Origin of the sequence: Nitrosomonas sp. Nm51 (genome assembly GCF_900111165.1) — a bacterium.
GTDB lineage: Bacteria > Pseudomonadota > Gammaproteobacteria > Burkholderiales > Nitrosomonadaceae > Nitrosomonas.
Map to the genome: position 1 here is coordinate 30,837 of NZ_FOGH01000006.1, position 16,248 is coordinate 47,084.

The 16,248-nt window shown below is 46.2% G+C and carries 9 protein-coding genes; 4 read left to right on the top strand and 5 right to left on the bottom strand.

Features of this window, described 5'->3' with window-relative positions; all coding sequences use genetic code 11:
• Window positions 1–9: 9 nt before the first annotated feature.
• Window positions 10–183: a hypothetical protein gene (locus BMY60_RS15640; protein WP_177166572.1), complete on the top strand. Its 174-nt coding sequence runs from the start codon at window positions 10–12 to the stop codon at window positions 181–183.
• 46 nt (window positions 184–229) lie between these two features.
• On the opposite strand, the gene BMY60_RS03920 is transcribed toward BMY60_RS15640, so the two are convergent.
• Window positions 230–763, bottom strand: coding sequence for a YbaN family protein (locus tag BMY60_RS03920; RefSeq protein WP_371264185.1), 534 nt, complete (start codon window positions 761–763; stop codon window positions 230–232).
• Window positions 764–828: 65 nt separating this feature from the next.
• Between BMY60_RS03920 and BMY60_RS03925 the strand changes: the two genes are divergently transcribed.
• Window positions 829–1,299 carry an FKBP-type peptidyl-prolyl cis-trans isomerase gene (locus BMY60_RS03925; protein ID WP_090331377.1) on the top strand — a complete coding sequence of 157 codons (471 nt, stop codon included), beginning with the start codon at window positions 829–831 and terminating at the stop codon, window positions 1,297–1,299.
• A gap of 152 nt (window positions 1,300–1,451) precedes the next feature.
• Window positions 1,452–4,781 (top strand): DUF748 domain-containing protein, encoded by a 3,330-nt coding sequence (locus BMY60_RS03930; protein ID WP_090331379.1) that lies wholly within the window; start codon window positions 1,452–1,454, stop codon window positions 4,779–4,781.
• Window positions 4,782–4,868: 87 nt separating this feature from the next.
• Here BMY60_RS03930 and BMY60_RS03935 read toward each other — a convergent pair whose 3' ends face one another.
• From BMY60_RS03935 to BMY60_RS03950, 4 genes are all read right to left on the bottom strand, one after another.
• Window positions 4,869–5,546, bottom strand: a complete 678-nt coding sequence (locus tag BMY60_RS03935; RefSeq protein ID WP_090331381.1) for a DUF2780 domain-containing protein — start codon at window positions 5,544–5,546, stop codon at window positions 4,869–4,871.
• A 181-nt stretch (window positions 5,547–5,727) separates the two neighbouring features.
• Entirely contained in the window at window positions 5,728–6,177 is a 450-nt protein-coding gene (locus tag BMY60_RS03940) for a CBS domain-containing protein (RefSeq protein ID WP_090331383.1), read from the bottom strand.
• A 179-nt stretch (window positions 6,178–6,356) separates the two neighbouring features.
• Complete coding sequence (locus BMY60_RS03945) at window positions 6,357–6,560, bottom strand: cold-shock protein (protein WP_090331384.1); 204 nt, start codon at window positions 6,558–6,560, stop codon at window positions 6,357–6,359.
• A gap of 667 nt (window positions 6,561–7,227) precedes the next feature.
• On the bottom strand, window positions 7,228–12,981 hold the full coding sequence (locus tag BMY60_RS03950) for an Ig-like domain-containing protein (protein WP_090331386.1): 5,754 nt from the start codon (window positions 12,979–12,981) through the stop codon (window positions 7,228–7,230).
• Between the two features lie 1,452 nt (window positions 12,982–14,433).
• On the opposite strand from BMY60_RS03950, the gene BMY60_RS03955 reads away from it, so the two are divergent.
• Entirely contained in the window at window positions 14,434–16,104 is a 1,671-nt protein-coding gene (locus BMY60_RS03955; RefSeq protein WP_090331389.1) for a BCCT family transporter, read from the top strand.
• Window positions 16,105–16,248 lie beyond the last annotated feature (144 nt).

Consider the following 16,248-nt stretch of genomic DNA (forward strand, 5'->3'; position numbering starts at 1 on the left):
GGCGGGAGGATGAGTCATAGCACAAGCTATGGCGACGACGAACAACGCCGAAGTGTGCCCGCCAGATGCGATCCAATGTTACAGTTATTTACGAACGAACTCCTTACTGTAGATCGCGGCGCGACGCTAAAATCAAAACGCAAATGCTCACAGATACTTCATGCATATCGGAACTCTGAGTGACCTTTGACGCCTGTATAACAGTAGCTTCATCACGTGACTGTTTGTGTCAGAGGTGGACTGAAGTATCGCCGCTGTCACATTCTCTAACGGGTATGCGTGAAAGACAAAACGCTAAGATGCAAGCAATGGTTGCGAGCATAATTTTTTGCCATATTTCGGGGACTATAAGAATAGAAACACTGAATGACAGTGCTGTCATGATATAAGCTAACCGTTTGGCTTTGCGGGGGATGCTGCGGTGTAAACGCCATTGAAGAATAATCGGTCCGGTATAACGATTGGTCATCAATCGAGTGTGGAAACGCTCAGAGCCCCGGGCAAAACAGGCGGCTGCCAGCAAAACAAATGGTGTCGTCGGCAATACCGGCAGTATGACACCAAGCCCACCCAGCATGAGCGCTACACAACCCGCGCCCAGGTACAGACTACGGATTATCGGTGAATGATGCAGACGCAACAGCCCGGCCGTTTCCGCGCCGAGCAACGCCTGTCTGTCTGTGTTAAGTTGATTTTTTTCGAAAAGCTGCATAGCGTCAATCAAAAGCATCCAAAAAGGATTCGTCAAAACGAATGAATTCATGCTAGGGTTATGATACATGAGAGTATACAATTTAATCAATGTTTTACAAATTTTTGAGGGACTTCATGGTTAAAAGAAAAAAATTATTGTATTCAGTGGCTTCTGTTATGTCTGTGTTGGTGTTTCTGTTATCGCAGACCCTGCTTGCATATCAGGAACAGGCTGAAGAGTCGGGGCCGAAGTTTGAAAAAATTGACCGGAACGTGGGAGAAGGTGAGGAGGCCGAAGTTGGAAGCGCTGTAAGTGTGCATTATACGGGGTGGCTTTACGACGAAAATGCAGCGGATAACAAGGGTAAAAAATTCGACAGTTCGCATGACCGAAAGACCCCTTTCTCTTTTATGTTAGGCGCCGGTAGAGTAATTAAAGGGTGGGATCAGGGTGTAAGAGGCATGAAAGTTGGCGGACAACGCACGCTTATCATTCCGCCGTCCATGGCTTATGGCGCACACGGTGCTGGTCGAGTGATTCCGCCCAATGCGACGTTGATTTTTGACGTTGAGCTGGTTGGAATACAGGCAGAATCGCATTATTGATTTGCTGCCGGGCGCTTGCTCAAACACAATCCGGGTATGCGTAATCGATCCCTGGTCTTTTTAATTTACAATTTTTACACTGCATATATGCGATCTATACAGTCCTGTAATACCCAAAACATTGCATAATCCATCAGCAAAAGGATATTTTCATGACGCAGACGCAAGACAAGGCGCAAATACAGATTCGTCCACCAGGTACCCGCTTTATTGTTTGGAAGCGCCTTGGCATTGTCCTGGCCGTCTTTGTGGCAATGATTGCGCTGTTTGGCGTGCTGGGTTATTACTGGTTGCCCGGATATGCAAAATCCCAGCTTGAATTGCGCTTATCGGTGCTTCTGGATCGTCCGGTCAGTGTTCAAGCGATTGAAGTCAAACCGTATACGCTGGAATTGTTTGTGCATGGTTTTCATATTGGTGAACGACAGGATAGCGTCGATGCAACGGAAACTTTTGTTTCATTCAATAGGCTGCATATTGACATCAGCTCGGAGTCGGTCACCAAGCGCGCGCCTGTAATCAGTACAATTACACTGGATGACTTGCACATCCGATTGGCAAGAGAGGGTGAAAATCGGTTTAATTTTTCAGATTTAATCGAAAAATTCTCACAACTTCCGGAAGATGAAGAAGATACAAGCGCATTGTTCTCGGTCAGCAATCTGGTATTGAGGAACGGGCATATTGAATGGGTGGACCGTTTCGAACAGAATTACCAGGAAATAACCGAAATCAATTTTGCCGTTCCATTTATCGCCAACCTGGACAAAGTCAAAGATAATTGGATTGAGCCGCATTTCAGCGCCAGCGTTAATGGCGCGCCAGTGAGATTGGATGGCAAGCTGCGTCCTTTTACGGACAAACGCGAAGCAACGCTGGCATTCAAAGTCGATGATATCGATATAACGCGTATCGATGAGTATGTACCGTTCCCTGACGGATTCAGCTTAGGGTCCGGTTATTTCGATAGTGATCTGACTGTCACGTTTGCGCAATCCGGCGACGGCGCGCCTGAGGTTACATTATCGGGACAGGCGGAATTAAGAAAGGTCACCGTCAAAAATGCAGCAGCACAGGCGCCTTACCGGCTGACCCTGGATGTGTTTCATCTCGCGCTGGACCGGTTCGACATCACCGGCAGAAAGCCTTCTCCTGTGGTTATGGCTTTGAGTGATATTGCTGTGTTGCCCGTGTCGCCAAAGACAGATAATCCGGAAGCTGCGGTTTCATTAGCAAAAGTGGCTGTGAGCAGCATGGTTGAATTGGCTGGTCAAACAATAGCGCTGAAAAACGTGACAGTTGATGGCCTGAACACGCGTATCCATCGTGAAGCCGGTGGTGCTATTGATCTGGTGCGTTTTTTTAAACCTTCAGATTCAGGCGCAGCCAAAAATGCGGTAGTGGAAGAACCGGCGTCTGAGCACGAAACCGCCATTGTAAAGCCCCGCAGAAAGCCATCCGATGAAGACTATCAGGCATGGCTGTTGGCCGGCCAGGAAGCAATGCAACCTGCCGAAACGAAGCAGACTGTGGCATCTATGCCGTTACCGGATAGAAAGCCGGCATATGAGGTGCAGCCTGAACAGATTAAACAGACAGAGACAGCAAAAGAAAGCGATAGCGCGCAGAAGGAGGAAGGAAAAGCAGGACCATGGGTTGTGCGAATTGATCAGTTTCGATTGCGCAATGCAGCCATACACTATATTGATTTAACATTGAATAATGCTATACCAATGGTGGTGAAGCCTTTGAATCTGATCGTTACGAATATCGATATCAGTGGTGTAAAACCGTCTGAACTGAAATTGAAAGCCCAGGTAAATGAAGATGGTGTGATCGAAACCGAAGGCCGGCTGGCTTGGTCGCCGCCCGCCGTGGATCTGAATCTGAATTTGCAGGCAGTTGATCTGGTTTCTTTACAGGGATGGGCGGGCGATGCGTTAAATGTTTTGTTGACCAGTGGCAATTTTTCCTTCCAGGGTACGGTCAAGGCTGAGGGTGAACCACTTGAGGTGGTTGTCAATGGTCAAAGCCGGTTGGATAATTTCAATGTTATTGATCAAGACAGCGCTAGAGACCTGTTTCGCTGGAAGTATCTTGATATCGAGAAACTGGATTTTGTCAGTGATCCGTTGAATATCAATGTCGATTCCGTAACACTGGGTGACTTTTTTGCACGTGTGACGTTATTGCCCGACGGGGAATTGAATCTCAAGCATATCGTGCGGCAGGAAGAGGAACAAACAGCAGAAGATGTACAGATTCAAGCGGAGACTGAAAAAAAGAGTGAAAGCGCACCACTGCCACTGCGTATCGGAAAAATTCTGCTGCAACACGGTGATGTTGATTTTCATGATCGTTTTGTAGAACCCAACTACCGTGCCAATCTAACAGGTTTGACCGGCCAGATTGGCCCGATTCATGCTGAGTGGCCTGGAGCCATTGATATAAAAGGCAAAATTGATGGCACCGCTCCATTGCAGATTCGTGGCGATATTAAGCCGCTCGGTTCGGAGTTATTGCTCGATATTGTTGCCAAGGCAAAAGAAATCGATTTGCCGCAGTTTAGTCCCTATTCAGGTAAATATGTAGGGTATGCCATCGAAAAGGGAAAACTGTCTGTGGATGTGCATTATCATGTTGAGAAGGGAACGCTAACCGCTGAAAATAATGTTTTTTTAGATCAGTTTACGCTTGGAAAGCGCGTTGACAGCGAAGAAGCGGTGTCGGTACCGCTTGAGTTGGCTATTGCGTTGCTCAAAAATCGGCGCGGCGAAATTGATATTCATTTACCTGTTAAAGGCTCCATTGACGATCCGCAGTTCAGCCTCGGCGGCATCATTCTGGATGCGTTTGTGAACCTCATCACCCGGGCGGTAACAGCGCCGTTTGCGTTGTTAGGCTCATTGCTCGAAGACGGTGAAGAACTGTCTGAAATCAGTTTCTCTCCAGGTTTTGCTGAGATTGATACTGAAGCGGAAAGCCGGTTGCAGGCCTTGTCTGATGCGCTCAAAGACCGGCCAGCCTTGCGTCTTGAAATTGCCGGCCATGTTGATCCGGAAGAAGACCGCGAAGGTTTGAAGCACGCTATTCTGAAACGGCAGATCAAGGCAAAGAAGCTTGCGGCAGAAGCCAAGCAGGGAAAGGCTGGCGGTTCACTTGCAGGCGTGACACTGACGCCGGAAGAATACAGCCAATTTCTGGAGGTAGTTTACACGGAAGCGGATTTTGAGAAACCGACTAATTTTCTGGGTTTTACGAAAAGCCTGCCTGATGCGGAAATGGAACAATTGTTGCTGACGCATATTGAGGTGGGAGAGGATGATATGCAAGAACTGGCGCGAGACAGGGCGCTGGCTGCGCAAAACTGGCTGCTTGAAAAAGGCGGGATTTCCGGTGACCGTTTGTTTGTGATGAGTGAGCAGGAAACTGAAGCAGTGGAAGACGGAAAGGGGCACCGCGTGGAATTCATGCTGAAATAAAACGTTGTTATGCTGCTTAATGAGAAAACAGAAACATTCTGTTTTCTCATTTGATTATGGGTTTTGTAAAATGTCAGAGGGTAAATTTTATGGTGCGCTTAATGCGGAACGCAACAGGTTCGCTGTAACTTGGCCGCTGGTATTCTGTACATAGTTTGTCACGATGGGGATAAACTGACCCACCATGTCCGGCGACAGATTTAGTTGCTGAAACGAAGCAGCAAGTGACGCAGCACTGTTTAAGGTCTTGCCGGTGCTGCCGAGCATGGAAGATACTCCGCTGCCCATTCCGCCGAGTGGCCCTGAAACAGCAGGTGCGGCATTGAGCATTTCATTGATACCGGGGACCGATTGAGATAATGAGGAAAAAGCCTGGGGATCCATACCTGCCTGTGCTGTCTGGAAAATAGCACCGGCGCCGCCCAGTGCCTGTTGCTGCGAGATGCCGAGCTGTTGCGTAAGGATATTGACCAGACCAGCCTGTCCGGCAGCAGTTCCTGCCATGCCAGTCATTCCGGAAGCCGCTGCAGCACCGGATGCAATCGCTGCGTTGGCTTGATTTGTCATATCCGCTGCGGCTGTGGTACCGGTCTCGATTGCCCGGCGTCCTGCCTGTGCAGACTGCTCCACCGATGCTAAACCGCTATCGACCGTACTAAGAGTATCGGCATTGTTTCCGCCGCCACTTGAGGCGCAGCCTGTTACCGTTAACATTGCGCCCGCAATACTTGCTATTGTCAGTGATGTGTAAATCCGGTTTCTCATAAAATTTCCCCTGAGTGCTATGATTTGTTTGAAAAAGATATTAAATCAGTGGCTTCTGCTGTTTATAGCGTATTAGCTGTTGACTATGACATAAAATGACTGATCAATCAACTTACAGGGTCGGCAGCAGGTGTATTGGCCAATCAGTTTTGGATGCGCAGTTCCGGTTGGATGGAGCTGGTCAAGGGCGTTGTTGTATTTCCTTGCTAATTTCTCGCTCAACCAGTTTTACCAGACTGGATAATTCTTGAGACAACAATTGCAACAGATCATCGAGGGTGACGATGCCAACTAATTGTTCATCGTCGTTGATTACAGGTACACGCCTGACCGCTTTGCGGCGCATATACCGGATAACTTCGAATACATCGGTGTTTTCTTTAATTGTGGCGAGTTCGGGTTTCATAATGTCACCTGCGGTGATAACGGCAGGGTCCAGCTCTGTTGCCATGATTTCAACCACAAGATCCCTGTCGGTTACAATGCCAATGGGTTTGCGGATACCTTTTTCCTCTGCAATGATAATTACATCGCCAACATGGTGCTTGCGCATCAGTCTGGCGGCTTCCAGAGCACTTTCATCTTTCTGCATGGTAATGACTTCGCGATGACATAGTTCGCTGACTGGCATAATTTCTCCTTTTCTTTTTTTGATCCTATGGTTATTGCATGGTGTATAACATAAGGTCAAATTCAGCGTTGGCAAGTAGAATGGCGAATCAAATCCGGCATCAGGCCCGTTTCTGAATACAAAAAACCCCGGTGAACCGGGGTTTTCGATTTGTTACGTACGTGTTTTACGTACTGGCACTATTCAGGCCGAATATTAGATGCTTGCTTTCCCTTCGGACCGGTCGTTACCTCGAAGACGACGCGTTGCGCTTCTCTAAGTGATTTAAAACCTTCACTTTGGATTGCTGAGAAATGTGCAAATAAGTCTTCTCCACCGTCATCCGGGGTAATAAAACCAAACCCTTTCGAATCATTAAACCATTTTACAATACCTGTTGCCATGCTATTTTTTTCCTTAATAAAGAATTAAATAATAAATGAAGTTACACTTGCATAAGATAAGTTGAATATGCAAGCAGTCATCGAATATCAAGGAAAAAGTCCGCACAAAGGTACTGTTCCACAACTTGAATCCATACGACTTTTAAGAGTATACGCGTTATTTTCATTAAAAAAAAGCATAAAAACATCAGCACAATCACTCCCGAAAGTAAGTGTCCGGTGCTGCGCGGGCGATTCCATACAAGAATTTTAGTAATGAAGGAAACTTCCAGCTAAAAGCTGCAAATCCAGACATGAGACAATCATTCAGTGAAAAAACTTTGCCGTTTCCGTGACCTTCCACGCTTTCAAAACAAGTATGGACCGCTTTGAGTAGGCCGGAGGCGCTTAATGCTGGCGAAAGGTATTCTTCGGCACATAGGGTTCACCCTATTACGTTAATTGATGCTCCCATGATACTGTAATTCTTTAAAAATTTATTTTTAAAGACCGCTTGGTGATTTTATTTTCCTTGTGTTGGGGTTGTTGGCGGGAATTGCTGAACAGACGAACGACATGTTTTAAAATTATCCAAAACCTGCTTTTCTCTGCTCAGCTTTATTTTCAAACATTCTTTCAAATGTTTGCTTTTGTCTCTACTTGTTATATCCGAGCGACAAGCAAAGCGTTATTCTTGTAATAGATATTCAATCTCAAGCGCGGGCCGCAAAGTAGCATCTTCAGCATAGTCGCTGCTGACAAAAGTCTTTGTATTACCATTACCACTCACAGGCACCAATTTCCATCCAAAATTTGATCTGCCATTTTGAATCGCCTGCACACCCTGGGTTACATCTATAATAAGCCAGCTAGGTTCCCATGAAGCTGAAGCTTCACCATCATATTGGCTATCAATGTCTGTTCCAAAACCTGTGGCTCCAGGCTGGTCCCAGAAAACTGCCAGCTGGCTTTCTTGCCAGGTAACCTGGTCTTCCAGCCATGGTAAAAGCAATGGGTGTGCACGGTAAACATGATCATAATAAGATGATTTATATAGCTTTAATTTCGCTGAAGTAATTATTGCCTGGTCAGGAACCAAACCACCTTCTGATTCAAAAATTGCAAACTGAATCAGTGACGTAAAATGCGAATTTCGTGACTTGTCCAGCAGTTTATTTTGGCTGCCAAAATTTACAAAATCATGGTATTCATATAAATAACTATCCCACACATTGACAAACCCATTGAGTCCCTTTTGCAGCGTAACGCGAAGACCATTATTTGCCGATTGCGTCACATCAATACCTACTGAAGCGGAATTCACCGTTAAGGCGCCGTCATCAGTTGCCACCACATGCAGTGTATGCATGCCTTCAGTTGCATCCAGCCAGGAATATTCATAGGGTGACTGAGTTACTTCGCCGAGCAAAGCACCATTGGCGTAAAATGCCACTTTTGTAATGTTGCCGTCACTGTCGTTGGCATCAGCTGTTATCAGTATGGGGTCTCCGGTTTCGAATATCGCGCCGGCGCCAGGAGCAGTCAATGTCACGGTTGGTGGTTGATTGATCAAATTTGAGACAGAAATCGACGCGCTTAAGGAAGTTGCCTGTTTTCCATCATCATCTGTGGCTACTGCAAGTAGCGTATGCGCACCAGCTGTTGCACTATTCCAGGAAAACTCGTAGGGGCTGCCGGTATCTTCACCCAGTAAAACACCATCCGCATAAAATTCGACTTTAGTAATGATACCGTCAGGGTCGCTCGCATTGGCGGTTAATAAAATGGGATCTCCCTGAATAAATTCAGTACCTGATGATGGAGCAGTCAAATCCACATCAGGCGGTAAATTTACCGTACCGGTATCAGGTATATATTCAATCTCGAGTATGGGGCGAAGCGCGGGATCGGTTTCATATTCGCTGCTGGCGAATTTTTTAGTATTAGAATTGCCGCTTACTGGCAACAATCTCCAGCCATGGTTTTGTCCGGTTACGCTCATGGCCTGAACACCGCTGGTCACATCCAGATCTAGCCAGCCAGGACTCCAGCCTACAGCACTTTCGCCATCAGGAATATCTGCGATATCCTGACCAAAACCAAGTCCGCCGGAGACATTCCATACGGCTCCGGATTCTCTCTGTTCCCAGGTTACGTCATTTTCGGACCAGTTAAGCAAAATCCGGTGTGCGCGGTAAACATGGTCGTAGAATGACGTTTTAAATAAAGATAGCTTGGCGGACGTAATAGTAGCGCCGTCAGGTACTGGACCGCCTTCATTGTCAAAGATTGCAAAACGGATAACTGAAGCAAAGCGGCTGCCGTTTATTTTATCCTGTAATAAAATATTTTCTCCGTAATTGACAGAATCAAAATATTCATACATGTAGGAATCTACAGTGCCCATATAGTCATCCAGCCCTTGCTGCAGGGATATGATTATATTATTGCCTGAACCGGATTGGGTAACGGTTACCTGGCTGATTTGAGAAGCTGCCGTAGCGCCGTTATCATCTGTCGCAATCGCGTTCAGATTATGCGTGCCAGTCGTTGGATTCGTCCAGGCAAACTCAAATGGCGCGCTGGAAACCTCGCCCAGTAAATTTCCATTAGCATAGAACGCCACTTTGGTTACAATGCCGTCGGAATCATCCGCCGTTGCACTTAAAGAAATGGAGGCTCCGGTTTGAAAACTGGTTCCGGTAACCGGTGAAACCAGATTGATTGTTGGAGGCAGATTTACGACAGTTGTAGAATTAACCGTAATCGATATGTTTGAAGAAGTTGTTTTTTTATTCTTATCGTCTATGGCAACAGCTTTCAGGGTATGCGTGCCGACTGTTGCGCTGCTCCAGGAAAATTCAAAGGGGCTGCCGGTATCTTCGCCCAGCAAAACGTCATCCGCATAAAATTCGACCTTGGCAATGTTGCCATCGGCATCGTTCGCATTGGCGGTTAATAAAATGGGATCTCCCTGAATAAATTCAGTACCTGATGATGGAGCAGTCAAATCCACATCAGGCGGTAAATTTACCGTACCGGTATCAGGTATATATTCAATCTCGAGTATGGGGCGAAGCGCGGGATCGGTTTCATATTCGCTGCTGGCGAATTTTTTAGTATTAGAATTGCCGCTTACTGGCAACAATCTCCAGCCATGGTTTTGTCCGGTTACGCTCATGGCCTGAACACCGCTGGTCACATCCAGATCTAGCCAGCCAGGACTCCAGCCTACAGCACTTTCGCCATCAGGAATATCTGCGATATCCTGACCAAAACCAAGTCCGCCGGAGACATTCCATACGGCTCCGGATTCTCTCTGTTCCCAGGTTACGTCATTTTCGGACCAGTTAAGCAAAATCCGGTGTGCGCGGTAAACATGGTCGTAGAATGACGTTTTAAATAAAGATATCTTGGCGGACGTAATAGTAGCGCCGTCAGGTACTGGACCGCCTTCATTGTCAAAGATTGCAAAACGGATAACTGAAGCAAAGCGGCTGCCGTTTATTTTATCCTGTAATAAAATATTTTCTCCGTAATTGACAGAATCAAAATATTCATACATGTAGGAATCTACAGTGCCCATATAGTCATCCAGCCCTTGCTGCAGGGATATGATTATATTATTGCCTGAACCGGATTGGGTAACGGTTACCTGGCTGATTTGAGAAGCTGCCGTAGCGCCGTTATCATCTGTCGCAATCGCGTTCAGATTATGCGTGCCAGTCGTTGGATTCGTCCAGGCAAACTCAAATGGCGCGCTGGAAACCTCGCCCAGTAAATTTCCATTAGCATAGAACGCCACTTTGGTTACAATGCCGTCGGAATCATCCGCCGTTGCACTTAAAGAAATGGAGGCTCCGGTTTGAAAACTGGTTCCGGTAACCGGTGAAACCAGATTGATTGTTGGAGGCAGATTTACGACAGTTGTAGAATTAACCGTAATCGATATGTTTGAAGAAGTTGTTTTTTTATTCTTATCGTCTATGGCAACAGCTTTCAGGGTATGCGTGCCGACTGTTGCGCTGCTCCAGGAAAATTCAAAGGGGCTGCCGGTATCTTCGCCCAGCAAAACGTCATCCGCATAAAATTCGACCTTGGCAATGTTGCCATCGGTATCGTTGGCATTGGCGGTCAGTGAAATGAGGTCGCCTTCGGTAAATACAGCGCCTTCTGAAGGTGTAGTTAAACTGATGGATGGTGGAAAGTTAGCCGGACCGGAACTTGAAACATATTCTATTTCTAAGGAAGGCCGTAATAATGGGTCGTTAGAAAACTCGCTACTGTGAAATTTTATAATATTATTATTCCCGCCTTTGGAGACCATTTTCCAGCCGAAATTTTGACCGTTTGCGCTCATATCTTGAACACCTGATGACACATCGATTATAAGCCATTCCGGATCCCATTCTACGCTGCCCTCGCCATCCGAATTAGCGGCAAAATCTACATCGGGTGTATTAGCCCCTGGCGTGTTCCAGCTTGATCCAGACGCTTTCTCAAACCAAGTTACAGTATTTCCATCCCAATCGGATAATATACGGTTTGCGCCATAGACATGATCATAGGCAGAATATTTGTATACAGATAGATCCGCCTTGCGGATTATTGCGCCATCGGGAATCGGTCCACCTTCACTTTCAAAAATTGCAAAACGAACTAAAGGCATGATGGAGCCATTACCCCGGCTGAGTAAACTGGCATTTTCCGACATGTTACTCGTACTCAGAAATAGATCAAGATATGTATCCGTTGTGCCAGTATATTCATTTAAACCATGCTGTAGTTTTATGGTTTCAATTGTGTCGGATGATACAACAATGTTTACAGGATTCGATACAGCCGACGAACCGTCGGTAAATAAAGCGCTGGCTGTCAAAGCGTAAGTGCCAGGCGTTCTGTCAATCCACTCAAAAGTATAAGGAGCGGCATTTGAAGTGCCAATTACATTACCGTCAAGAAGATATTGCACACTTGAAATTGTTTTTCCTAACGTATAGATCGACAGATCGACAGACTGATTTGCATAAATGATTTCATTTTCTTTCAAATGTGCAATCGATACGCCTTCACTAGCCACTTCAGGTTGCCAGTTTGTCGGCTTATACACCCAGATGTCACCGGTTAATTCATCGAATAACCCTACAAAAGCATCAAGCGCCTTCGAATATTTCCATTTTCCAAGAATTGGATTCGCGGTGCCGCTCTGCTGCGGCGTAGTGACACCTTGCGGTGTAACTCGGCTCAGCACCCAGTTTCCAGAAGCCAAATCCTGGGGAGGTATCAAGTGCCAAACGTCCTGGTTGCCGTCCCACAGAACAAAAAACTGACGAATGTGATCAAAATCAAGTCCATAATCATCTAACCTGGAGAAATTGAAAGCTCCTCCAATTACGTCGGGTGAAAATATTACATTCTGTGCAATTGTTCCTGCCGGCTGATTCAGGTCCCAAAAAATAAATGTGCTGCCAGCGGTCCGTACAAAAATTTTACGCTGCGGATCAAATGCCCCGGCGCCCTGACCTGCAAAGGTAGACCCGGATTGAACATTACCGACTATTTCATATGTGTCCTGGGATGGGTCTGTAGGTGAAAAAGCAGAATAGCGAAACAGTCGATTGTTTGTTTGCAAATATAATACATCAACTCCGTTTTCTTCAGAATAAGCGGTCGCGGTATTAATGAAATTTGTGGGCAGAATTGTTCCCGGAGTGCCGGGAGTCAGGTTGTCCCGGTTGCTCCACATATTCTTGCCAATTACATTTGGAAATAACTGGGGGTTTACCTGCGACCCTGTTGTTCCGCCAACAGCATTCTGATCTGCCAGAGCAGGATTGAAAAAATACGGCCCCGTAGGAGAGCCGTCTGTATGAATATAACGCGAGCCAGTGTTAAAAGCTGCGCCACCAAACGTGACAAATCTATCCAGAAGTGGAAAAAATTCAGAATTGTCATAGGTATGCGCAGCCACCGGCGCGTTTAATACGCCATCAATACTTTCGAACTGCCCGTCAATGATATGCTTGACTTCTGACGGCAATGATGCGCGCGTCCACTTCAGGGTTGACGATTCCCAGACATAGACTTCGTTTCCTGGATAATTTGCATGACCGCCGCCATAGATCATGATATTGCCGCGATTAGGATCCCAGACCATCGAACTCCATGCCCCTATAATGCTATGCGGTGCACCAACCGCGGGTGCCTCAGGAGGGGCTGGCCGCTGTTCCAGTGGCGTCCAAACATCATCATAGCGGTTTGTATTAAGTTTTATCCAGCTATTTTCAGGTGCGAGAGCTAGCGTGCTCGCGATTTCAGTGTCCAGACTTAACTTCCAATTGGCTTCGCTTTTGTTGGACAAAGCCATTAAAACTATACAGATGATAATAAAACCAATATGGCCTGCCATTCTGGCGGGCAACGTATTTCGCGCTTCTTTCATGCTTTATGCTACCTGTAATATCCTGGAAAACGTTGATTAGGGGTGTTAGTAATTTTCCTAATATGCCCCGACAAACATCCGCAGACTGGTTTTTTTGCTTCTCAATATAATTTGGACTCCAAAACAAGTATGATCTCAGATTTGTCTTGTTGTATGGAGGCCAAATTGATACTGTTACGGTTTCTGCGCATCCTTTGTCTGCTTTTCGTATGCCACACTGTATAGAAAACTGCTGACAGTTAGTTTGTGGCGCGAATTGCTGTCAGCGAACTATCTCTTTACCCGAATCGAAAAAGTATTTGAGAGCATTGCAAGCCGTGCGCTTAAGTTAAGGTAAACGATGGCGCCTAAAACAGATCGCCTTCTTGTTGGTTTGATAATGTACATCAATGCGTCAATGTGAATAATAAGCGCATCTAACTTGAACCCGGAAATAGACAACAGTAGAATTGCCGCCTCGCTGTTGCGTGTTGTCATAGTTGATGTTCGGGCTAATTCAATGCTTGAAAAGAAAACAAGTAAAGATATTTCTTTCCATATGTAGACAAGCAAAATTTGTGCCATTTTTATATAAATAAATATATTCAATTGATTATTATGAATTCTACTCTTTAGTTTTTCAGGTTTGTGCGCTTGTGTAAGATTTTTCGACAGCTTTGGGATGCGTAAAAAAACCCGGGAAGATCTTAGTCAGTCGAATGCGCCATCAATTGACCCGTTCCGGGTTGCAAGAATTTTTAACAGATTGCTGACGAAGCCTTTAAGCCGTACTTGAGACGGCGGCTGTTCGCATAAAAGTCGAAAACGATTTGCGCCTTGGCGCTGTGGTCGGTGTCTGAACAGCTGTTAGCCGGTACTCCCTGGAAAGGGTGATTGACCGGAAGCCATCGCTCAGTGCTTGAAGTGTTTAGGAGCCGGAATAAATAAGTGTGACAATTGGGTGTGTCTGGCGGGATGCAATGCAAGGCGGGAGGATGAGTCATAGCACAAGCTATGGCGACGACGAACAACGCCGCAGTGTGCCCGCCAGAAGCGATCCAAATGTTACAGTTATTTATGAACGACTCCTATTAATGCATATTTAATATTACACGAGGATATCGAAGAACGCATTATCCAATCATCCAATTCGGCTAGCGTTTGTTTCCCGGCTTGGAAAGCGAATACAATTTGCAGGTTGCTGTAAACCACTTTGCGTGGCATTGATTCCATGGTACAGCGATGCCTGTGGGTAGAAATGGGCAACTGCCTGAATGCCTTTGATAGTTACAGGCCGTCCGCATAATAACGATCGGCAAACAAGCAAAATTCCAGTCGCTTTTCGTGCGATGTGGATGCCGGTGTTCTGTTGCAGCGCTTAAACACGAAATATTATGTATCGTTAGATTCTGCTCAAACGGTGCGAGTCTTGTCCATTCAATTCGATACAGTGTAAGTTAAAAGCCAGCAACTATGAGCAGCGAAGCCAATAAAAAGAGGGGAGATGTTATCAAGCCGCCATTTAAAATTATTCAGATTGAATTAGCCGAATCCGGGTTCTATAAAGGGTTTAACAAATTCATGACAATTGCCAGCAAGCTGTTGATTACCGCATTGGCTCTGTGGGCCGCGGTTTTTCCAGATAAGGCATTATCTGTTTTAGATGCAGCGAGCAGTACGCTGCTGAATCATTTCAATGTTTACTATGTTTATGTGGTTACGTTGTTTCTGTTTTTCTGCATTGTCATGACAATGATACCCGCAATAGCGAAACGAAAACTCGGCGATGCCGATTCGCAGCCCGAGTTTTCAAATTTTTCCTGGTTTTCCATGATGTTCGGTGCCGGCATGGGCATCGGGTTGATGGTTTTTTCAACGGCGGAACCGCTGTGGCATTTTGGAGAAAATCCTGAAATTATTGGCGGCGATGTCGAACCACATACGGATGAAGCGGTTCGACTCGCATTTCGTTATGCATTTTTGCACTACGGCCTGCATCCATGGGGTATCTATGTTGTGACAGGGCTCGCGCTCGCCTACTTTGCGCATCGTTATCATTTGCCGCTGACGATACGTTCGGCGCTGGTCCCCCTGCTGGGAAAACACCTCAATGGCTACGTGGGACATTTGCTTGATATCACGGCCATCATTGCAACGTTACTGGGTATTGCAGTGACGATTGGATATGGCATCAAACAGTTGATCGCCGGCATTAGTGAAATTACCGGGGGCGAGTGGATGATGACATCAGGAATCGATTCCGTCCCTGAAGCAACACAATCTGCGTTGCTTTTGGCGTTATTGACGGTGATGGTGCTGTCAATTGTGTCTGCTGCCACGGGTATTGGGCGTGGAATCAAGTTGCTCAGCAATCTGAACCTGAGTTTGTCGTGCCTGCTGCTACTGGTTTTTTCAATATTCGGTCCGCTGCTTTTTTTATTGGAGCTTTATGGGCGTGCAAGTATCGATTATTTGCGTGTCCTGCCTGCTATATCAGTCGAGGTTTTTGAACCGGACACCGCCAGCGGTCAATGGCAGGAGCAGGGCACAATATTGTACTGGGCATGGTGGATTGCCTTTGCGCCATTTGTCGGTTTGTTTCTTGCGCGTATATCTAAAGGGCGCACAATTCGGGAATTTATATTCGGCGCAATGCTGGCACCCGCAGCAGTGTGTTTTATCTGGATAACCTTGCTTGGTGGCACGGCGATTCATCTGGAGTTATCGGGTGTGGCGGACAAACGTATTATTGAAGCGCCGATGTCTGCCCAGCTGTTTGAAACCTTAGGCGTTCTGCTTTCCGGCAGCTGGTTCATTGGGCTTGCACAGCTTGTTTCCACGCTTACAGTCGTGCTAATTCTGACATTTCTGATTACCTCTGCAGATTCAGGGATTCTGGTCTTAAATACGATCATGACGGGTGGCGGCAATCATGCGGATTTGAAACATAAGATCATCTGGGGGATGATTCTTTCCGCAGTGATTGCGGGTTTGTTAATATCCGGAGACGGCAGTCTGGAAGCGTTGCAAAAAGCCATGATTATGGGTGCATTACCCTTTTCCATCGTCATGCTGCTAATGTGCTGTGCGCTTGCTAAGGATTTCATTTGCGGTGGTCTTTCCCGGCGCGCATTAACCAAGTGATTTCCGTTTGACAAAATATCGTTGTTGTCGGTAAGGTTATTATTTGTTGTTTTGAATGAAGTAAAAAGCGGTGCGTTTTCATTATCAAAACAATGATAGACTGACAAATGAATGCTGTAGTGATTTAAATAAACAAGGTCAAGG